General features: G+C 55.9%; 17 protein-coding genes. 4 read left to right on the top strand and 13 right to left on the bottom strand.

Annotation, left to right across the window (positions count from 1 at the left end; all coding sequences use genetic code 11):
• Positions 1-310: 310 nt before the first annotated feature.
• The 4 genes from ABLU67_RS19435 to ABLU67_RS19420 form a co-directional block, all read right to left on the bottom strand.
• A complete protein-coding gene (locus ABLU67_RS19435; RefSeq protein WP_148850071.1) occupies positions 311-1,054 on the bottom strand; it encodes a hypothetical protein in 744 nt (247 codons plus the stop codon).
• A 165-nt stretch (positions 1,055-1,219) separates the two neighbouring features.
• Positions 1,220-1,654, bottom strand: coding sequence for a VOC family protein (locus ABLU67_RS19430; protein WP_004098173.1), 435 nt, complete (start codon positions 1,652-1,654; stop codon positions 1,220-1,222).
• A 146-nt stretch (positions 1,655-1,800) separates the two neighbouring features.
• The gene (symE, locus tag ABLU67_RS19425) at positions 1,801-2,124 is read right to left on the bottom strand and encodes an endoribonuclease SymE (protein WP_064351971.1); all 324 of its coding nucleotides are present in this window, start codon (positions 2,122-2,124) and stop codon (positions 1,801-1,803) included.
• Between the two features lie 289 nt (positions 2,125-2,413).
• The gene (locus tag ABLU67_RS19420) at positions 2,414-3,208 is read right to left on the bottom strand and encodes a DNA/RNA non-specific endonuclease (protein WP_049082213.1); all 795 of its coding nucleotides are present in this window, start codon (positions 3,206-3,208) and stop codon (positions 2,414-2,416) included.
• Between the two features lie 384 nt (positions 3,209-3,592).
• Here ABLU67_RS19420 and ABLU67_RS19415 point away from each other — a divergent pair, with 384 nt between their 5' ends.
• Together ABLU67_RS19415 and ABLU67_RS19410 are read left to right on the top strand one after the other, a co-directional pair.
• Positions 3,593-4,624, top strand: coding sequence for a DUF1176 domain-containing protein (locus ABLU67_RS19415; protein WP_148851427.1), 1,032 nt, complete (start codon positions 3,593-3,595; stop codon positions 4,622-4,624).
• A gap of 210 nt (positions 4,625-4,834) precedes the next feature.
• Positions 4,835-5,848 carry a LacI family DNA-binding transcriptional regulator gene (locus tag ABLU67_RS19410; protein ID WP_004117622.1) on the top strand — a complete coding sequence of 338 codons (1,014 nt, stop codon included), beginning with the start codon at positions 4,835-4,837 and terminating at the stop codon, positions 5,846-5,848.
• 136 nt (positions 5,849-5,984) lie between these two features.
• Here the strand turns inward: ABLU67_RS19410 and ABLU67_RS19405 are convergent, their stop codons facing one another.
• The 6 genes from ABLU67_RS19405 to ABLU67_RS19380 all read right to left on the bottom strand — a co-directional run bounded on the left by ABLU67_RS19405 (position 5,985) and on the right by ABLU67_RS19380 (position 12,560).
• Positions 5,985-6,416 carry a heme-binding protein gene (locus ABLU67_RS19405; RefSeq protein ID WP_148851426.1) on the bottom strand — a complete coding sequence of 144 codons (432 nt, stop codon included), beginning with the start codon at positions 6,414-6,416 and terminating at the stop codon, positions 5,985-5,987.
• Complete coding sequence (locus tag ABLU67_RS19400; RefSeq protein WP_049078888.1) at positions 6,403-7,314, bottom strand: dihydrodipicolinate synthase family protein; 912 nt, start codon at positions 7,312-7,314, stop codon at positions 6,403-6,405. The genes ABLU67_RS19405 and ABLU67_RS19400 overlap by 14 nt, the downstream gene beginning before the upstream one ends.
• Positions 7,308-8,135 carry an SDR family oxidoreductase gene (locus ABLU67_RS19395; protein WP_224384954.1) on the bottom strand — a complete coding sequence of 276 codons (828 nt, stop codon included), beginning with the start codon at positions 8,133-8,135 and terminating at the stop codon, positions 7,308-7,310. The genes ABLU67_RS19400 and ABLU67_RS19395 overlap by 7 nt, the downstream gene beginning before the upstream one ends.
• Before the next feature lie 23 nt (positions 8,136-8,158).
• The gene (locus tag ABLU67_RS19390; RefSeq protein ID WP_004108723.1) at positions 8,159-9,262 is read right to left on the bottom strand and encodes a mandelate racemase/muconate lactonizing enzyme family protein; all 1,104 of its coding nucleotides are present in this window, start codon (positions 9,260-9,262) and stop codon (positions 8,159-8,161) included.
• Positions 9,263-9,314: 52 nt separating this feature from the next.
• The gene (locus ABLU67_RS19385; protein WP_014227730.1) at positions 9,315-10,766 is read right to left on the bottom strand and encodes an MFS transporter; all 1,452 of its coding nucleotides are present in this window, start codon (positions 10,764-10,766) and stop codon (positions 9,315-9,317) included.
• A gap of 144 nt (positions 10,767-10,910) precedes the next feature.
• On the bottom strand, positions 10,911-12,560 hold the full coding sequence (locus tag ABLU67_RS19380) for a signal transduction protein (RefSeq protein ID WP_232553567.1): 1,650 nt from the start codon (positions 12,558-12,560) through the stop codon (positions 10,911-10,913).
• A 565-nt stretch (positions 12,561-13,125) separates the two neighbouring features.
• On the opposite strand from ABLU67_RS19380, the gene ABLU67_RS19375 reads away from it, so the two are divergent.
• Positions 13,126-14,490 (top strand): MFS transporter, encoded by a 1,365-nt coding sequence (locus tag ABLU67_RS19375; protein WP_042944202.1) that lies wholly within the window; start codon positions 13,126-13,128, stop codon positions 14,488-14,490.
• 41 nt (positions 14,491-14,531) lie between these two features.
• On the opposite strand, the gene ABLU67_RS19370 is transcribed toward ABLU67_RS19375, so the two are convergent.
• Both ABLU67_RS19370 and ABLU67_RS19365 read right to left on the bottom strand, forming a co-directional pair.
• Complete coding sequence (locus tag ABLU67_RS19370; RefSeq protein ID WP_048261908.1) at positions 14,532-15,875, bottom strand: OprD family outer membrane porin; 1,344 nt, start codon at positions 15,873-15,875, stop codon at positions 14,532-14,534.
• 84 nt (positions 15,876-15,959) lie between these two features.
• Positions 15,960-16,739 carry a histidine phosphatase family protein gene (locus ABLU67_RS19365; RefSeq protein ID WP_038422856.1) on the bottom strand — a complete coding sequence of 260 codons (780 nt, stop codon included), beginning with the start codon at positions 16,737-16,739 and terminating at the stop codon, positions 15,960-15,962.
• Positions 16,740-17,234: 495 nt separating this feature from the next.
• Here ABLU67_RS19365 and surE point away from each other — a divergent pair, with 495 nt between their 5' ends.
• Positions 17,235-18,110: a 5'/3'-nucleotidase SurE gene (gene surE / locus ABLU67_RS19360; RefSeq protein WP_064358188.1), complete on the top strand. Its 876-nt coding sequence runs from the start codon at positions 17,235-17,237 to the stop codon at positions 18,108-18,110.
• A 68-nt stretch (positions 18,111-18,178) separates the two neighbouring features.
• Here surE and ABLU67_RS19355 read toward each other — a convergent pair whose 3' ends face one another.
• Positions 18,179-19,303 (bottom strand): cupin domain-containing protein, encoded by a 1,125-nt coding sequence (locus ABLU67_RS19355; RefSeq protein ID WP_116281059.1) that lies wholly within the window; start codon positions 19,301-19,303, stop codon positions 18,179-18,181.
• Between the last annotated feature and the right edge of the window lie 355 nt (positions 19,304-19,658).

The following is a 19,658-nucleotide window of genomic DNA, read 5'->3' as shown; positions in this document are numbered from 1 at the left end:
CAGTTCTTGGTTAAATTTTAGCATACCGAGGTTGTGGTGTCTTCAGAACAGCAATAAACACATCATGTGTGATGTGGAGAGCTGATGAGGCAATTTAGGGTTAGGATAGGAATTGTCGATGAGTGATAATCACGCAACGTTGTGATCTTCCACCCAGTATTCAATTTTATGTCCCATTTTGGGGGCAAATCCTCAAAATAAAATCTAACAACCCATTAATTTTCAATGAATTAAACGAAAAGGCGAGTCCGGCCTTCGCACCAAATCCCCCAATCAGTCCACTAAAATACTTTTTTGTATCTGCATTTCATCATTTGAAAACCTCCTGTTGAGGCGTTTGTTCTTCTGGCTCCGATGCGGCTAGCACAGCACGCTCCCCACTTTCCACCCGCGCTTCCTCCTCACACCACCTTTCAAACAGCTTGGCGAATCTGACGCTTTGCCAGGTTTCTCCAACCTGGCTCAAGATAAAGCCAGTGACCACAATAGCGGAAATAAAGTAAAACAGTGAAAATGCGATAGCTGAATTTACGCCCCCGCTGGCCAGTAACGATTGTATTGTTGTCCACCAGGCGCAGGCAAAAATGACAATTGAAATTAGCCAGAAAACCCCGCTAACGATGTGAAATTTTTTAATTTTTTCAGCATCGACAGAAAAATGGTTTTCTTCACAACGATAAAAGGATGGGTTTTTAAGGAAACTCATTAATCGTACATCATATGAGCCGATATTTTTATCAGCGATAAACGCGATCAGCTGATGGGCGTGCCAGACAGGAAGAGTTATCCCGATCTGCTCATACAAAAATTTCATTTGTACTGTCTGATGCGTCCTCGAGAGTTTAGTGTCGGGTATTTCAGCGTTCGCTATCTCAGCGATTTTATTCAGCACCTCTATTTTGGTTTCAATAGGTACCTTTTCGAAGCGGATTTTTCGCTTTGCTGGCGGGCTGGACATCACTTTTCCCGCCCAGTCGATGATCTTTTTAGCCACATATAAAATCGCGGGTAGCAAAACCAGCTTTGCAATATCTATCTCGTTAATGGCTCCCATCGTTATTCCTTTATAAAATGAATACGCAATGAATTTACAACACTGAATTTATTTTATGTAGCCCTCATTATTATGAGGGCTTCGATATGGCGAATTCCTGGGCTGGCTCCTGGTCTGACTTAATGCCAACCGCCCAATACGGCCCCTGCCCGGAGGCCGTTATACTTAAAGACTGAAGCCAATTTCCACCGATGCCGCACTGCGTTCCCCCTCGCCATGGTAAACCGCTTCGATGTTGTTACCATCGGGATCGAGTACAAAGGCCGCGTAGTACCCCGGGTGATAAGTTCGCTCACCGGGTGCGCCGTTATCACTGCCGCCGTGTGCCAGCGCCGCCTGGTAAAAAGCATCCACCGTCTCACGATCCCTGGCCTGGAAAGCCAGGTGATGCCGTCCTGTTGGCTTCCCGGCGGAACCGGGGCTATTAATCGATGAAACAACAAGCTCATCAGCCCAAAAATAATCGTCGTAGGTATTCACGACAGGGATCTCAAGGACCGCCAGCACGGCTGTATAAAACGCTTTGCTGGCCTCGAAATCATTTACCACAAGCTGGATATGGTCGATAAGCCTGCCGCGATGTAATCGGTAAGTCTCCATGATGGTTTCCTCATTCAGTCGTATTAACAGGTATTTATCCGTTATCTAAAAGGAAGGTTGTAGGGATTTGATGGATGAGTACAGGTCCGGAGTGGCGATATAGAGCATGGCATTAAAATCCTGTCTGTCACCGCAATTCTGATCCCTCAACCCCGTCCCCCAATCACCCCGATAAACTCTCTGACCTGCTTCTGCTTCCTGGCCGACAGCTTCTCTACCCTGCGCATCGCGGCTTCCAGTTCCGGTTCCGGCTCAACCGCCGTCAGCACAATACAGCCCTCCATCACCCGCACTTCCACCCGGGTGCCGGTCGAAAACCCTGCCGCCGCCAGCCACTGGCCCTTCATGATCAGCGCCGGAACAAGACGACGATCTGGCAAACGTCTCACATAACTCACCGTCAACTGACGCTTATTTTTCGGCGACACTTCTGGATCAAACGAATCTACAATACAATCAGCATTAGTCATGGTTGCTATTCTCGCGAAATAGTAATTGTGATCAGCGGTGCGGGTGTGTTGGCGCACATTCGCACCGCGCTAAATAACACCTGTAAACCTAACCAGTAATAAAAATAAAGTCCAGACTTTAATCGGACATAATAAACGTCTTTAACCGTGAATTAAGAATTAACAGAATGCATGATGCTATTAATTAGCGCCTGTGGAAAATGCCTTTCCTGATATTGCTGAAATAACCGCAAAGCAGATTCAAAAAATAAAAACCAGATAATGCACGCAACAGGATACCCATGCCTAATTACGGGCACCCCATCTCTTTTGCCAGCGTCCCCTTCCGGGACTTCAGGCGGCGGGCGATACTTGCCGGCAGGGTGGACCAGAACGAGAGCGCCGGATGAGTCCGCCGCTCAATCTCCTCCACCGTCACTTGATAATCACAAAAACTGGCGCTTTTTGGCGTCGCCTGATCCAGCAAAAACGCCGCGTATTCGCCTTTATCCGGACTGGAGCCGATAAAAATAATCTTCCAGTAGCCGCTGGGGATCTCCACCTCGGGCGCGGCGGGCAGGGTAGCGATATGCCGTTCGAACAGCGGCCCGGTAACGGACCACACCGCCGCCACGTCGCGGCGCTCGGCGAGGGCGCGCTCCTTATCCTCCAGCCGCGCCCACGCCCCCTGATTCAGGTCGGAGGCCTGCGGGGTGATATTGGAAAGATAGTTTAACGCCTGCCAGTCTGCACTGGCGCCCAGCCCGGCGAGCGGCGCCTGATGCCCGCGATCGACCGCCAATGCTGCGCTGGCCCCTTTATATGCCGCGGGTGCAAGGGTATCCGCAGCGGGTAAATCCGGATCGCGCTTCCAGCTGCGCGAACGCCCGCTGGCCAGGCTGGCTTTGGTGATTTTATACGCCACCCAATTAGCGAATTTGCGCTGGCTGTTGTTATTGAGCGTATAGGCTTCGCGAACCAGCGTCTGCGCGCTTCCGCCGGTCGGGCAGCCCACTTCACAATGATCCACGCCGGATGATGCGGCAGCGCACGCGACGGCAAAAAATAGCGACGGCAGAATGCTGAATACTCGGGATAGCTTCATATTATTGATGACGTCAAAGAAAAGATGAACCGATGCATAAAAGAACCCCCTGAATAGCCAGAGCGGAATTCAGCTATGAATCGCAAAGATGAAGTGAGAGCGTAAAAAGAGTTAGCCGGTCGCAGCCGCGCGGAATATCACAAGATGATTTAACATCACGGCGGATGTTATTTTGTGAACCCAGAAATGATGTTGAATGAGGTGACCAGACTCTCAAACCCGCTATTTTCAGCCGGGCTGAACGGGCGGGAATATGCCCGACGACGCGTAAAGCGGTGCGGCATCCATGTCGTTGTCTGAAAAAATGTCGCGACAGGGGAAAACGCTTCTCTCTGCGAGGAGGATTACTCAGACTACGCGGATGACCGATTAAGGAGAGAAGGTATGAAAAAGGAACTCTGGAGAGGCGTGCTGGCACTGGCCGTACTTAGTCTCCCCGCGCTGGCGAAAACAGGCGTTTCATTCAGTCACAAAGACTGGGAAGTGGTGTGTGATAACACGCTGACCTGCCGGGCGGCGGGATACAGCGCTGAAGAAGGAAGCGGAGGTTCGGTGCTGCTGACCCGCCAGGCCGGAGCGGGCACCGCCGTCTCGGGAGAGCTGATGCTGGCGGAGGTGACCGACAGCGACGTTCTGCCGGGCAAACTGACGCTGTGGATCAACGGCCAGCCGGCAGGCGATGTGAAGCCAGCAAAAGAGAGCTGGCCGCTGTCGGAGAAACAGGCCCGGGCGATCGTTAACGCCATCAAAGGCAGCGGGAAGGTTGAATTTACAGGCGGGGAGGCGCCGTTTGAGCTTTCCGGCGAAGGTGCTTACGCGGTACTGCTGAAAATGGACGATGTTCAGGGGCGAATCGGCACGCCGGACGCGTTGACCAAAAAAGGCGACAGGCCGGAAAGCAGCGTCCGGGCGGCGATTCCCGCCCCGGTCATTCACCGGGTCATGCCGGAGAAGGCGCAGGAGAGAGCGTTAACCGCGCCTGAGCTGGCGGTGCTCAAGCCGAAGCTTCTGGCCACGCTAAATAACGATGATTGGTGCGATCGCCTCCAGCCTGAGGAGGGGGAGGAGGCTGAAACCATCAGCCTGACGCCGCTGGATAACGCGCATTCCCTGATTTCGGCCTTGTGCTGGCGGGCGGCCTATAACGAGGGATACGGCTATTGGGTTGTGGATAGCAAACTTGAGGGTAATCCAACGCTTATTACGGTTTCCGGTTCTGAATATGGCGACGGCGAGATTTTTATGAGCCAGAAAGGGCGAGGGCTCGGCGATTGCTGGGGGACGGCGAGCTGGCTCTGGGATGGCACAACGTTCCGCAAAAGCCGTGAAGCGACCACCGGGATGTGCCGCTATCTTCGCCTCGGCGGGACATGGGATCTCCCCACCTGGGTGACCGAGGTTAAACCGGCAAAATGAAATAGCGCGGCCAGAATCTCTCCCGGCACACACGGCGACAGAGAGGACAGGGAAGGATCTTAACGATCGTCCGCGTCGCGGGATCGCGATCGACAGCGCCAGTGGCGTCAGAAAACTGATGCCTTGTTCAAAATAACAGCGCGGCTAATGTATTGCTAACTCGAATTAGTTTATGATTAAGCCGTTCTGTTCGTTATGGAAAATGAGTTTATGGCCAAAACCGTTGAGCAAGTCGCCAGGGCGCTGGAAATCTCGATTACCACCGTGCGCCTGGTGCTGGGTGGCAAAGCTGAGCAGTATCGCATCAGCGCCAAAACGCAGCAGCGTATTAATGATTACATCGCCGAGAACGGGCTGGTCGTTAACCATATCGCCCGCAGCCTGAAGCTCAATAAAACCGAGACCTTAGGGCTGGTGATCCCGCGTTTATCCAACCTGTTTTTCTCCACCCTGGCGGAAAAGCTCGAAGCCTGCTGCCGTCAGGCGGGGTATCAGCTAATGATTGCCTGCACCTACAGCGACAGCGAGCATGAAAACAGTCTGGTTGAAGGGCTGCTGGCGCGCAACGTTGACGGGCTCTTCGTGGTGCCCTCTACCCGGGAAACGCAGCTGCATCACCAGAAGGTAGCGCGCAAGCGGCCGCTGGTGCTGCTTGACCGCGATTTTGGCGAGAGCGACGTGTCGCTGGTGGTGAGCGATAACTACAACGGCAGCAAAAAGCTGGTGCAGGCGATGACCCAGGCGGTGGACGTCTCGCCGATTTTTTTTATCGCCGGGGATACCCAGCAGCCGTCGATCCAGCGTCGTCTGCAGGGCTACCTGAGCGAGCTGCCCGCCGGCAAGGAGTGGATATTGTCCGCCAGCCATAACCGTCAGGAAGAGGGCAAACAGCTGATGCTCGATTTTCTCCGTCAGCACCGCGAGCCGCCGAAGGCGTTTATCGCCTCCTCTCTGCCCATTCTGGAAGGGACGCTGAGCGCGCTGCGGGAAACCTACGGCTTTATTCCGTCGGATATTCCCATCGGCACCTTCGATGAACATCAGATGCTGGGATTTCTGCCGAACGCGGTGTGGTCGATGCGCCAGGATGAGGACGCCTGGGCGCAGCACGCGTTTCATTTGATGCAGCAGAAGCTGCAGGGGGAAAATGCCGATGTGAAGATCACCGTGCCGATGACCCTGATTCACCGCCCGCTGTCGGTGGAGAAGCAGCGGAGCCAGTAAATGACACGGCTTGTGTGAACACGTCAATCCCCGGCTGCGCTATGCTGGCCGGGGCTACAGATACCGCATCCTGCGCGCGCTGGTAGCCCGGATAAGGCGCGGGCGCCGCAATCCGGGAACCCTTAACGATCCCTCATCAAGTCAATCGCTGAACAAACTGCGCCGCCAGCCCGGCGTCCAGCGCCGGCGGCAGGCCGCTGATCCCGACGCCGCCAATGGCCAGCCCGTCGACGATCACCGGCTCGCCGCCCGGCATCGCCAGCAGCTGCGGGTCGTTAAATACCGCCAGCTGCAGGGCGCCGGCGCTGACCTCTTGCGCCAGCGTTGCCGTCGGACGGCGAAAGCGCAGGGCGCTCCAGGCCTTGCGCTGTGCCAGCTGGCGCGGTAGCGGTGGGCAGCGAGCGTGCGCGCCAAAGGCGATGAGCTCGCCCTCCGGCCCGACAACCGCCACCGCCAGCCCCCGGGTTCGCGCATCGCTTTCCGTCTCCTGTAAAAACCGCGCGACCTGCTGGCACACGACGCTATCGTTCAGACGGATCTGGGGACAGAGCGCGTCATTGTCCGGCATCGGCGATATACCCCCTTAAGCGCAGATAGAGGTCATCCAGCTCGCCTTTCTGCGCCGCCGTCAGCGCCACAAACGGCTCGCGGGTGGGGCCGGTATCGACGCTCTCTTTCGCGGCAAGATACTTCGCCGACTGGAACACGCCGCGCGCGACCAGCTGCTCCACCACCTCGTTGATCTGCTGCTGCAGGCGCTGCGCCCGGGCGATGTCGCCCTGCTGAAAAGCGCTGCGCAGGGCGAGAAACAGCTCCGGCTGCAGGTTAACCGTGGTGCCAACCGTGGCCGTCGCGCCCGCCGCCAGGCTGGAAAGGAAGATCTCATCGAAACCGTTAAAAAAGACTTTCTCCGGGTAGCGGGCGATCATCCGTTCCAGCGAATAGAGGTTATGCGAAGTATGCTTCACCCCCAGAACCTGCTCATCGCCGAGCAGCGCGTCGGCGCTCTGGGCATCCAGCTCGACGCCGGTAAACTGCGGAATATTATACAAAATCACCGGAATCGAAATGGCGTCCAGCACTCGACGGTAGTAGGCGATAATCTCCTCGCGGCTATATTTGTAGTAGTAGGGCGGCACCAGCGACACCGCGCTGGCGCCGTCCTGCTCGGCGTGCTTCGCCAGCTCGACGGCATCCCGGGTGCGCGGCGTCCCCACGTGGGCGATCACCGGCACGCGACCGCCCGCCGACTGCACCAGCGTTGCCAGCACCTGCCGGCGCTCATCGAAACGCAGCAACGGCCCCTCCCCGGAGGAGCCGCAGCAGTAAAAGCCCTCAACCCCGCGCGCCAGCTGGGCGCGGGCGAGAGCGTCCAGCGCCGCGTAGTTCACCGACTCATCGGCGTGCATCGGCGTCACCACGGCGGAGATAATGCCGCGAAAAACCTGCCATTTATCGCTTACCATGCGGTCCAGCCTCCATCCACCACCACGTTGGAACCGGTCATATAGACCGAGGCGTCGGAGAGCAAAAACACCACCGTGCCGTTGTACTCGTGGGCTTTCGCCATCCGCCCGATGGGGATACGGTTGGTGTAGTTTTTCTGGAAGCGCGGGTCCTGATCGCTGCGCTCGACGCCGGAGAGGGTCAGAGTATTGACGCGAATGCCGTCGCGCCCCCAGTAGGTGGCGCAGTAGCGGGTAAAGTTATACAGCCCGGACTTTGCCGCCGAATAGGCCACCGGTTTGACGAACGGAATGCCGGTGTCCTCTTTTTTGTAGCTATAGATATCCTGCACAGGGGAGACCACGCCGTAGATCGAACCGACGTTGATGATCGAGCCGCCTTTGCCGGCCTGTTTCATGCGCTTGCCGACCTGCTGGGTCATCAGGAAGGTGCCGACCAGGTTCACTTCCACCACCTCGCGGAACACCTCTTCCGGAAACTCTTCAAACGGGCCGGAGACTTCCGGCGGCGCGCTGGGCTGGGTGTCGACGCCCGCGTTGTTGACCAGGCCATCCGGGACGCCCCACTTCGCTTCAATGTTATCCAGCACCCGGTTAATGCTGGCTTTATCGGTAATATTCACTTCCGCGCACAGCAGGCGGTCGGAGTCCTTAATCGCCCCCAGCACGCGGTCGACGCGCGCGGCATCGACGCGGGTGGCCAGCGCCGCCACCTTCGCGCCGCGGTCGTGTAACGTCTTCACGTACTGCGCCCCCAGCTGTCCCAGGCCGCCGGTCACGATGATGACCTTGTCTTTAACCGAGAATAACGTGTCTTCCATTGTTCTTTCCCCTCACTGCGTGGTTAGATTTTGTGGGTTGCGAGGTAATCACGATCGAGAATAATGCCGTGGCCCGGCCGTTCGCTCGGCACGTAGTAGCCGTCCACCTCTTCGCCCGCTTCGGCGATGATGCGCAGATCTTTCCAGCGCCCGCCGTCGGTCATCTCGGCGTATGAGATATTCGGCACCGTTGCCAGCAGGCTGGCGCTGAGCTCCATGACAAAATGCGGCGTCATTGGCAGGTTGTGCGCGCGGGCGACGGCGGCGATATCCAGATAGCCGGTGATCCCGCCGACGCGGCCGAGATCCGCCTGGATGTAATCCGCGCTGCCGCTCTCGATGTACTGCGTAAACTGGTTTAAGTTATAGACGTTTTCTCCCAGCGCGATAGGCGTGGCGCTGCGTTCGCGCAGCCGCAGGTGGCCGGCGATATCGTCGGAGGGCAGCGGCTCCTCAATCCACAGCAGGTTGAGCGGTTCGAACAGCTTGAACGCGCGCAGCGCCTGCGGGAAGTTCCAGCCCTGGTTGGCGTCCACCGCCAGCGGGAAGCCCGGCACTGCTTCCTGAATCTTACGCAGCCGCTCCACGTCCTCCTCCAGCGTCGGTTTGCCCACTTTCACTTTCGCCGCCAGGTAGCCGGTGCTTTTCCAGCGTTTGACCTGGTCAATCACTTCCTCAATGGACAGATGCAGGTTGATGCCGCTGCCGTACAGCGGAACGCGATCGCGTACGCGGCCAAGAATGTCGATAATCGGCGCATTGAGGGTTTTACCTAACAGATCCCAGTAGGCAATATCCAGCGCCGCCAGGGCATGGGTGGTGACGCCCGCGCCGCCGACGTCGTGTACGTGTTTATACGAGCGATGCCACAGGCCGCGCGGGGAGAGCGGCTGGCCAATAACGTCCGGGATAATCTCGGCAATCAGCGCGGAGATGGTTTTCCCGCACCAGCCGGAAGTGTGGCTAAAGCCGGTGCCGACGTGGCCGTTAGAACCGTAGACGTCAACAATCGCCACTTCGATATCGGTGACGTGGTGAATCTGATCCCCCCACGGGCCTTCCGGCAGCGGAACGCGGGCGGTCATCAGTTCGATATTTTCAATCACGGGCATTTTTGTGCTGTTCATCTGATTCCTTCCTTTATGGGTTCAGCGGGGGCCGCCCCTGCGGCCCGGGCGGTTAATGTTTGGAGGCCGGGGATTCATGCCCCTCCAGGGCGATTGCCGGGCTGGCGTCATGTTCTCGATCGTTCTCGTCGCCCACCGCATGGCCGAAGACTTCCGGCAGCAGGAAGATGGAGGCGAGGAAGGCGCAGAACGGCGCGATAGCGATAATCATCGAGGCGACCGGTACGCCGACCGCTTCAAACAGGGCCGGGAAGACCAGGGTGGTAACGAAGGCGGTGACCTTGACGATGGTGTAGCCGATGCCGGAGGCCACGCCGCGATAGCGCGGTTTTGCCACCAGCGAGATCACCGTCATGCCGCTTTCGGAATCCCAGTAGTGGCCCCACAGCATTAGCGCCGCGCCGAAGATGATAAATGCGAAGCTGCTGCTGTAGACGCCCCACGCCGATATCGAAATACCGATGGTGACCAGCAGGAAGCCGTATTTGCTCAGTCCCTTATGCCCGAGCTTCGGCAACAGCAGCGGGCCGACAAATGCCGAGAGCGCGGCGATACAGTTCACCGCCAGCAGGGCGAGGTTATTCTGGATCTGCCCGGAAATCCCGATGGTGACGAGGATCAGCGGCAGGAAGAAGGAGAAGGCGTAGTTTTCAAACGACTGCACGGCGCAGGAGAACCAGCCGAACAGGGTGGTGCGGCGGGTAAACGGACGGCGGAACAGATCGTGCAGCGTCTCTTTGAGCGTTGGGTCGGCGATAGTGACGTTTTCATTGGGCAGAATGTCGTCCAGCAGACGGCCATCCTGTTCGCCGTAATATTCACGGGAGGCTTTTTTCGCTTCGATAAAGCGGCCGCGTTCGACGAACCACGCTGGCGTCTCCGGCAGCTCCCGACGCATAAACAGCAGCAGGCAGGCCGGGATCGCCGGGACCGCCAGCACGATGCGCCAGATCATATCCGGGTGAACATCAAGCGCCACCAGCGTGGTGACCAGCAGAATGGCGGCGATAATCCCCAGCGCGAACATAAACTGCCAGCGGTTAGCCATCACTTCGCGCTTGCCCTTCGGCATCACCTCCATGATGTAGGTAAAGCCGTTAGCCACGTCCGCGCCCACCGGGATCCCGGCGAGGCAGCGAATTATCGCCAGCCAGTACATATTGGGCGCCAGGCCCTGAAGAACGGCGAAGATCGCGAACAGGATCATCGACCAGAGGAAAATTTTACGCCGTCCGAGCTTATCGGTCAGCCAGCCGCCGAGCAGCGCGCCGACCACCGCGCCGAGCTGGGTGCCGGCGGCGGTAAAACCGAGCAGCCAGCTGCTGGGCTCATAAATATCTTTCAGGGCGAATAAAATAAACGCCATGGAATAAATATCCCATGACTCAATTAATAATGCGGTGATCATCAGCCATCCCGCTTTGGTGCAGCCGGGGGCCTCCTGCAGATCGAGCCGTTTCTTTGCCTTCTGGATAATAAATTCAATATGTTGCTGCTGATACATATAATCCTCTCTTATCCGGGCAGGCGGAGAGCCCGCCCGGACAGATGCGCGTTGATCCGCTCTTTATGGGCGATAAAGAGACGAATGAAGCGGATGTTTGCCAGGATCGCTAACAACGTAAAAATTACATAAGCGAATCAGTTGTTATTTCATTAATAAATGCGCATCGCCTGCGATAAAGACTTTCATATTTTGCGTCAGCGCCTGGGCAATAAAGGCGTTCAGCACTTCGGATAATACCTCCTCCTCTACGTAAGCCAGACTGAGATGGTTGCTCTGGTGTCCCGCCATTAAATCGTCGCGCGAAACCCCGTCGAGAACGGCGTTGAGTAATGGCCACTCGTAGTTGGTCGCCCGGCGGCGGCGTTCGAATTCGTCATGCGGTAGTTCGACGGCGGTGCCGGTGCCGATATGCAGGATCACCTGGGTGCCTTCGTAGTGCGCTCGCGCCCAGATAAAGCGTCCGGCTTTGCCCTGACCGGCAATGGTCGAGCCGCCATAGGGGAAGAACATCGCCGGCTGGCGATAGCCGGTGGCCCCGGCGATCCCGCCTTTCAGATGGGCGAACGGCACAGCGCCGGAGATCTCCAGATCCCAGTAGAACGTGCCGTTGTATTCGCTACCCCAGCGGATATCGTGAAGGGTGGTTTCGCTCGCCATGCCCAGCGCGCCGAGCAGCTTCGCCAGCATCACCTGCGGGATGGCGCTGCCCATATCCACCTCGTTGATGCAGGGGATCGGCGCGTCCGGACAGACGATCTCGCCATTCTCATCCGGGATCGGGAAACGTTCCGCGTTACCGATGGCGCCTTCGGCAAAATCCGAGGCGGCGCAGCTGTCTTTGAGCCCCTGCTGATACTGCACGCCCACCGCCGTCAGGCCGAAGCGCTTCACGAAGCGCGCCATGGCGATCATCATCGCGCACTGTTCCAGCACCTGCTCCCGGGTCAGATCCTTCGCCCCGTCGGCGCCGAACCGGAAGCGCATGCCGCGGGTCTCATACCAGTCGAGACAGGCTTCGCGCAGGTCGGTCGGCACCTTGTTCATTTCAACCAGCAGCGCCGATTGCGACAGCGACTCCACCGGCATCCCTACGTCGATCATCGCTTTTTGCGGGAACACGCCGTTGATCATCCCCATACAGAAGGTATCGAACAGCCCGACAATGGCCTTGTGTTTGAGGATCGACTGCCCAACCTTCACGCCAATCTGCCCGGCTTTGCTGGCCAGCAGCGGCGCGCTGGGCGCGACAGGATGCAGATAGCCGAGCTTATGGCTGAGATGGCCGTCGCGCAGCCAGGTGTCCAGGCCACGAATAAACGCCTCGTCGGCGAAGGTTTCCGACCAAAGCCGCGAGTAGTTGCGCTCCAGGCTGGTGAGGCAGCCTGCCATACAGAGCATGCCGACGAGGCCCGGCCAGGTACCGTCAAAATTGGCGAGCAGCAAAATAGGGCCGCGATGATGTACCAGCGAAGGAGCAAGGTGATGGGAGTATTGCCAGGCGGTCAGCAGGACAATAATCGGCGCATCCGGATCGATCCCGGCGAACAGCTCGCTACCCTCTTTCTGGCTGCTGATAAACCCGTGGCCGCGCTGCTCGTTGACCGGATGGGCGCGGCGCAGGCGATAGCCTAATGTTTCCAGCGCCGTTTCCAGACGCTGTTCAAACAGCTTCTGCGTGGGCCAGCAGGTGACGTTAGCCGGTTCGCGGAGATCCGCATTGGTCACCATCAACACTTCGCCTGGCTGCGGGGTAATAAGCCCGGCTTCCGCGGGTAACGTTAAATTCAGCATGTGAATTTCTCCTGTAGGGGATAGGTCGCTTGGTTATCGTTGAGCGTGCTGCGCCGGGGTAAGCGCGGCATCAATCGTTCTGTTGCTGGCTAATTTCTTTGGCTAACTCGAATTAGCAAATTAGGATAAAAAAAAGACAGGAACAAACTCTTTACCGGGGATTTGTGATGGCTATCAATGTGAAATTATTAACTTATTAATATTTAACTATTTATTTTAAACGGTGGGTCGAGGTGACAGGGAACGCTTGCTGAGGCGGCATAAAGGCGGGCAGCAAAGCGGACGGGAAGCGCAGCGGGGACGGTAAATCAGCGTTTGATTTTTAATTAATTGAATTTAATAAATTATTTACGTTATGCCGTAAACGATTTGTCTCGCGGCGCTGGCGCGGGTGTTAAAATTTAACCGATCCTGGTCACACTCTTTTAGCATTTACGTTGTGAATCTCCGTATCTTGTTATAATTAGCTAATTCGAGTTAGCTTGCGGGCGATTTTTCCTCGCGACCGCGGTTAGCCAGGCGCTGCCCGACTTAACAATAATGATTCAGGACAGAGGATTTAATGATGACTATGCTTACCTCGCCCGCCATGACCCCTGCAAAAAATGAACAAATATCGCAACAAACCCATGAAAGAAGAAAGCTGCTCACCGTGCTGGGCTCCGGTCTTTCCGGCACAACGATTGAGTTCTATGACTTTTTTATCTACGGCACCGCCGCCGCGCTGGTGTTTCCGTCGCTGTTTTTTCCTAACCTCTCGCCGCTGATGGCGCTGCTGGTGTCCTTCCTGACGCTGTCGATTACCTTCGTCAGCCGGCCCATCGGGGCCATCGTATTTGGCCACTATGGCGATAAGATCGGCCGCAAAAAATCGCTGGTTCTGTCGCTGATGATTATGGGTATTTCGACTTTTTTCATAGGCTTAATCCCCAGCTACGACACCATAGGCAACGCCGCGCCGCTGATACTTATCTTTTTGCGCCTCTGCCAGGGCTTTGCCATCGGCGGCGAATGGGGTGGGGCGACGACTCTGATCACCGAGTATGCGCCGCGCCATCGCCGGGGCTTTTTCGGCACTTTTGTTCAGTTGGGCAACGTGCTTGGCCTGTTTATCGCTACCGGCGTTTTTGCGCTGGTGGTGATGCTGCCGGAGGATGACCTGATGTCCTGGGGCTGGCGCGTGCCTTTCCTGTTAAGCATCGCGCTGCTGTTTGTCGGGATGTTTATCCGCTCAAGGATCGAAGAGACGCCGGTGTTCCAGGAGAATCAGAAACAGCAGCAGAACGCGCCGAAAGCGGCGGAGCAGAAGTTTCCCATTCTCACCGTACTCAAGCATCACCGTAAAGCGGTGTTCCTGGCGATGGGCATGCGCATGGGGGAGATTGTTCTGGGCTGGCTGACGGTGGCGTTCTTTATGTCCTATGTGACAAGGGAACTCAACTTTACTCGCGAAACGGCGCTGAACGGGCTGCTGCTGGCCAGCTTTGTCGGCATTTTTACCTTTCCGTTCTTCGGCTGGCTTTCAGATAAAATTGGCCGCCGACCGGTCTATCTGGCCGGCGCCGCTATCACGCTGATCTTTGCCTTCCCGCTATTCTGGATGATCGACTCCGGCTCGGTGAAGATGTTTATGTTCGCCACCACCTTCTGCTATTCCGTGGGGCTGGGGATGATGTTCAGCGTTCAGCCGGCCTTCTTTTCGGAGCTTTTTGACACCAGCGTGCGCTATACCGGCGTCTCGCTCGGCTTCCAGCTGGCGAACATCGTCGGCGGCCTAACGCCGATGATTGGTACCTTGCTACTGGTGTGGTCCGGCGGCGCATCGTGGCCCATCTCGCTGTTTCTCGCCTGCATGGCGCTGATTACCATCCTGTGCGTCTGCGTGACGCGGGAAAGCTATAACGATGAGCTTAATGAGGTGAAGAAGTAGCCGGGGAGGGTTGCCCCGCCATGACCGGCGGGGCGGGCGTATCAGAACAGATTAAATTTATATTCGATAATCACTTCCGAAGAGAGCGAGTTGGCCCGGCTGTAATGGCCGTCGGTAAGCACCGGCGTTTTGCCATTCATCTTATAGGACCAGCCCGGTCCGAACATCGCCCAGACGGTGAGATTTTTCAGTCTTGGGTGCGTCGGCACCCAGCGGCTGAAGGCGTTAATTTCCCCGGTACGGACGTGGTTGCCGCGGTAGTTAAACTGGGCGATGTTGCCGGCAAGACCGATCGCCAGCTCCGGCGTCAGGTTATAGTCCGACATATTAGAGAGAACCAGCTCACCGTCGCGCATATAGTCGTTGCCGGCATAGGCCATTGAGATAAAGGTCCCGCGCGAGTTTTTACTCATATGGCGCGGGTAGAAGCCCACTTCATTGGCCTTGTTCGCATCGGTATAGCCCAGACCCCACTTGGTGCTCCAGTTGTCCGCCTGCCACTTCACATCCATGGCGATGTGCCAGGCGTCGTCGTCAAAGTCACGCTTATTCGCTGGCATCGCTTTATACTCGTCCAGCGCGTGAGTGGCGTAGACCTGAGTACCGATGTTCAGCGCTTTTATCGGTTTAATATTGGTAAACAGAATATGGCGGCGCAGATAGTTATCGCTTTCACCATAGCCGTACTGCATGTTCAGGTGCTCGCTTTGCCACAGAATATCGCCGCTGGCGATATGGTTAATGTACTGTCCGCTGTTGGTCTGGAAGCGTTTCTTATCCGGCGAGTTACGATCCATCGCGCTTTCGATGTACGCGCCGCGCAGCGTGAAGGGGCCGTAGTTCACCGCGCCGGTCCAGCCCAAATAGGTGGTCGGGGAAAGGCGGGTGGAGTTGGAGATGACGCCAAAGTTTTTCATCGTCTGCCAGCCCCAGCGGGCGTTCAGATGAGTGTCCGCCAGGCGATACTGTAGCTTGATGTTGCGTTGACCAAATTTGGAAAAGCCTTCAGCGTTGCTCTTTTTATTCCCGCTGCCGTTGTTATACAGCACGCCGCGGGAGTTAAAGTAATCGCTGGCGCCGAGCTTTACCGCTCCGTAGTAAGTGGCATCAAAGCCAATAATATCGGCAAAATAGCCGGACTGATAATCGACGGCGACGCCCTGACCCCAGGCGTTATGGACTTTCTTTGGCTCGGTCTCTTCTTCCTTAAGATATTTCCAGTAGTTTTTAAACGATAAATTCATATGGGACTGGCTGAATAACGGATCGTCGAGCACGGTATCGATATAATCCCGCTCCTTCTGGCTGTTAGTGGTCGAAGCTGACCAGGCGCTGGCGGGAATAGCCAGCAGCATAATGGCGACTGTTGTCTTATTGATTTTCATAATAAACCCCAGAGTAGGGACGCAGCGATCCAGGCGAGGTGTTTTCGCCTGAAGTCTGCCGTAATAAATAATTAAGCGTGGGTATTATTTTTTATCGAGAGCCTGTTTTCCGGCTTCAACATATTTCATGGTGCCAATTTCTGGAACGGTATATTTGCCGTCTTTATAAACAATTTTAACCACCGCGGCATTGGCAAGCGGCTTGTTTTTCGCGTTATCGTCGGTTAAATCGGAAATCATAATCTGCATGGCGGTACCGGATGAAATTGCCAGCACGTTTTTATCGCCCCGGGCCTGCGCGTTTTCAACGATAGTATGCAGCGCTGCCTGGGTACGGGTTTTTACCTGCTGATAGTTTTCCGCCATACCCTTTGGGTCGGCCGCTGCCAGCGCGTTCTGGTTGGTATCGACGGCCAGGGTGCCCGCTTTCATTTGGCTGAACAGCGCAGCGCCGTCTTTAAGCCCCAGCTGTCTGGCGCCGGCGTCGGCCATATCTTTGTTATAGCCGCCTTCGAAACCGCCGAAGAAGGCTTCCCGCAGGCCGCTGAGCTCAGTAAGTTTGTAATCACTTACTCCGGCTTGCTTAAGGATCACCTGCATGGTTTCACGCTGACGTCCGGCATCGCTGGAATAGAAGCTATCAAAAGGAATACCTTTAAGCCCCTCGCCGAGATAACGAGCGACGCGAATGCCGTCTTCGGTAAGCGGTGAGTCCGCCCAACCCTGCACGCGGTCAAACGTATTCAGCAGCGTTTTGCCATGGCGGGCGAAATAGATATTCACGCCGTCATCGTTTTTAACTTCCGCCGCAGAACAGGTTGCCGCGCCTGCCGCCATCATTAATGCTATTAGCCACTTCTTCATATAACGCTCCACCTGAATGGTCTTTTTATAAGCAAAAAAAAACCTACGTCAGATATTCGACGCGAAGCATAAATAAGATTATGTTCGCTCGAACGTCTATAACGTAGGTTTCGCCTGTTCTAAACAGTAACAATCCAACAAGGACGACGTTAGCACTAATTATGAGAAAAGACACCCTCTATTTATTATAAATGTCAGTAAATGTGATCGTCTTCATGGAGGTAATTTTGTCGATTGAGTTGTATCTTAAGTTTAATTTTCAGATTAATTGGCAGTTTTCGGCTTAAATAATTTTAGAGGATTGATCTCCGTCACAGAATAATGATGTCCGGGCTGGACTCTTTTACGCTCTGGCGTTATTTTCGCAGCACTCTGGGATTGTTACTGACCACAGGCAAAACCTAAGACCCCTGTCCGCCAATTTGGCTTGCGGCAGGAGTCTTAGGTTTTTTTTTGCGCCTAAGAAATACCTCTGCTACCCAACAAGGAGTGATGATGAGAACGAAAATCCTGACTGCCGCCATTCTGGCGTTATCTGCCACTGGCGTACAGGCTGCTGAAAAACCGCTGAAAATACTGCTGGTTAACGATGATGGCTGCCAGTCTGTGGGAACCACTTCGCTGCAGGAAAAACTGGCGGCCAAAGGGTATGACGTCTGGATGGTGGCGCCGGCAACGAATCAGAGCGGTATCGGGTCGGCAATTACTTTTAAGACGGGTAAAGTTTTTGATGTCAAAAAAGCCGCTGACAAACGCTACTGCTTCCCGGGAACTCCTGCCGATGCGCTGGATTTTGGCCTGTGGGGCGTGCTGAAAGACGCGCCGCCGGATCTGGTGATTTCGGGCGTCAACGATGGTCCCAATACCGGTATGGCGCAGGTTAACTCCGGCACCGTGAGCGCCGCGGCCCGCGCCGTACGCTACGGTTTCCCGGCGATTGCCGCCAGCATTGGCTACCGCTTCACGGAAGAAGAGATGAAGAACAAATGGCCGAGCACGCATAAGTACTGGCCTGATTCGGTGGATTATGTCGTCTCGCTGGTGGATAAACTTAACGCCGCGCATAAACCGGGAAGCCCGATTATGCCGCAGGGGGCCGGGTTAAGCATTAACTATCCGCCGCTGCCGTCGGCTGAAATTAAGGGCGTTCATTATATTGAGAATGAACAATTCCCTGTGCCGCAGATTGGTTATGAACTTCTGGCGGACGGTACCGCCAAACAGACGATGAATCCGGAGGCGATGAAACCGGCGGAAGGGGATAATGACTCGGGCTGGCTCAACAAAGGATATATTACTTACACCCTGTTTGATGGTTCATGGAACGCGCCGCACTACCAGGCGCAGTTTGAGGCGCTGCTCGGTAAATGATGCTGTAGCGATAGTAAAGAAGAAGGCGCGGGCTCCGCGCCTTCTTTATATGAACCGATGATGAAGCGCTATTCGTCGAAGAACCAGTAGCCCTGGTTAATCAGGCGGGTCAGATCGGTGATAAAAGCCGGATTGCGCAGCGCGGCCTCGCCTAGCTCCTCTTTACCCAGCAGGGTATAGCGGCACAGCGCGTCCAGAGCCGCGGGATCGGTTGGCTCCAGCTGTTCGCTATTCACAAAGAAGCTGTCGCCGATGTGCAGTACACGCAGGCCGCTCAGGCGAGTCAGCATTTCACCGCCCGCCAGCGCGTCGACAATCTCCTCTTCTTCAAAAGGCGGTTCAGCGGGCGCAATATCCAGCTCGTGGCGCGGCGTGGTGGCAAAACGCCCAAACCAGCGGCGGAAATCTTCCGGCTGGCTAATCATCTCGATCATCATGCCGCGCAGGCGTTCCAGTTCATACTCTTCTACCCGTCCCGGATGTTCGCGGCAGGTCAAATCCGGATCGCTGTAGTGCTCGCCGCCGAGATCGTTTTCCAGCGCGTAATCGGCAAAGCTGCTGATCAAATCGCGGCCGTTTGGCCCACGGAAGCCGACGGAGTAGTTCAGCGCCGTTTCGTGAGTGATTCCGTCGTGCGGGAATCCGGGCGGAATGTACAGAATATCGCCAGGTTCCAGATCCTCATCAATAATCGGCGGGAACGGGTCAACGTGCAGCAGCGCCGGATGCGGGCAGAACTGACGCATCGGTAGCTTATCGCCCACGCGCCAGCGGCGGCTGCCCATGCCCTGAATAATAAAGACGTCGTACTGGTCGATATGCGGGCCTACGCCGCCGCCCGGTACGGAAAAGGAGATCATCAGATCGTCTAAACGCCAGTCCGGCAGCACGCGGAAGGGGCGCACCAGTTCAGCGGCGGGCATATGCCAGTGGTTTACCGCCTGAGCCAGGAGCGACCAGCCGGTTTCGCCCAGGCCATCAAAATGTTCAAACGGCCCGTTGCTGGCCTGCCATTGACCGTTCTTGAGGCTCACCAGTCGACTATCGACTTCCGGTTCCATGGCCAGCCCGGCCAGCTCATCCGGCGTAATCGGATCGACGAAATTCGCGAAAGCCTTCTTTAATACGACCGGCTGCTTTTGCCAGTACTTTTCTAAAAACTCGGGCCAGTTAATGTTGAGTTGATAAGCCATAGGTTCATACCAATAAGAAGAAACGGCCCTGATTATAGAAATATGCACCCTCAAGCCGCTTTGTCATGGGTCAAGGCTGGTGCTTAATTCATCATCTGAAGTCACGACGCGGTAAGAGAGGGGGAAACGTAAAGCGGATAACGTTGATTTTCGCAAAATGTCGCTTTTGCCTGAATTCGCTGCAGCCCGCGTGGCGTCTGGTTTCCCCCCATTTTTTCTGGCGTGGATGGGGCTTGGGAAGTTTAAATTATGAGCGTTTGATAAGTTTTTTGTATTTTAAGGGTTGCTATATCCCGGCAGCTCCCTATAATGCGCTCCCACTGACACGGCAGATGTGAATCACTTCACAAACAAC

The organism is Klebsiella sp. GN_Kp190 (assembly GCF_040061795.1).
Taxonomy (GTDB): Bacteria; Pseudomonadota; Gammaproteobacteria; order Enterobacterales; family Enterobacteriaceae; genus Klebsiella; species Klebsiella michiganensis.
Note: the sequence above shows the minus strand (reverse complement) of the source record. Positions and strands in the feature narration are given on the sequence as shown.

What these genes read in the sequence shown, in the direction of transcription:
- ABLU67_RS19435 (WP_148850071.1), bottom strand. Translation starts at nt 1,054, where the DNA reads ATGGGAGCCATTAACGAGATAGATATTGCAAAGCTGGTTTTGCTACCC.
- ABLU67_RS19430 (WP_004098173.1), bottom strand. Translation starts at nt 1,654, where the DNA reads ATGGAGACTTACCGATTACATCGCGGCAGGCTTATCGACCATATCCAG.
- symE (WP_064351971.1), bottom strand. Translation starts at nt 2,124, where the DNA reads ATGACTAATGCTGATTGTATTGTAGATTCGTTTGATCCAGAAGTGTCG.
- ABLU67_RS19420 (WP_049082213.1), bottom strand. Translation starts at nt 3,208, where the DNA reads ATGAAGCTATCCCGAGTATTCAGCATTCTGCCGTCGCTATTTTTTGCC.
- ABLU67_RS19415 (WP_148851427.1), top strand. Translation starts at nt 3,593, where the DNA reads ATGAAAAAGGAACTCTGGAGAGGCGTGCTGGCACTGGCCGTACTTAGT.
- ABLU67_RS19410 (WP_004117622.1), top strand. Translation starts at nt 4,835, where the DNA reads ATGGCCAAAACCGTTGAGCAAGTCGCCAGGGCGCTGGAAATCTCGATT.
- ABLU67_RS19405 (WP_148851426.1), bottom strand. Translation starts at nt 6,416, where the DNA reads ATGCCGGACAATGACGCGCTCTGTCCCCAGATCCGTCTGAACGATAGC.
- ABLU67_RS19400 (WP_049078888.1), bottom strand. Translation starts at nt 7,314, where the DNA reads ATGGTAAGCGATAAATGGCAGGTTTTTCGCGGCATTATCTCCGCCGTG.
- ABLU67_RS19395 (WP_224384954.1), bottom strand. Translation starts at nt 8,135, where the DNA reads ATGGAAGACACGTTATTCTCGGTTAAAGACAAGGTCATCATCGTGACC.
- ABLU67_RS19390 (WP_004108723.1), bottom strand. Translation starts at nt 9,262, where the DNA reads ATGAACAGCACAAAAATGCCCGTGATTGAAAATATCGAACTGATGACC.
- ABLU67_RS19385 (WP_014227730.1), bottom strand. Translation starts at nt 10,766, where the DNA reads ATGTATCAGCAGCAACATATTGAATTTATTATCCAGAAGGCAAAGAAA.
- ABLU67_RS19380 (WP_232553567.1), bottom strand. Translation starts at nt 12,560, where the DNA reads ATGCTGAATTTAACGTTACCCGCGGAAGCCGGGCTTATTACCCCGCAG.
- ABLU67_RS19375 (WP_042944202.1), top strand. Translation starts at nt 13,126, where the DNA reads ATGACTATGCTTACCTCGCCCGCCATGACCCCTGCAAAAAATGAACAA.
- ABLU67_RS19370 (WP_048261908.1), bottom strand. Translation starts at nt 15,875, where the DNA reads ATGAAAATCAATAAGACAACAGTCGCCATTATGCTGCTGGCTATTCCC.
- ABLU67_RS19365 (WP_038422856.1), bottom strand. Translation starts at nt 16,739, where the DNA reads ATGAAGAAGTGGCTAATAGCATTAATGATGGCGGCAGGCGCGGCAACC.
- surE (WP_064358188.1), top strand. Translation starts at nt 17,235, where the DNA reads ATGAGAACGAAAATCCTGACTGCCGCCATTCTGGCGTTATCTGCCACT.
- ABLU67_RS19355 (WP_116281059.1), bottom strand. Translation starts at nt 19,303, where the DNA reads ATGGCTTATCAACTCAACATTAACTGGCCCGAGTTTTTAGAAAAGTAC.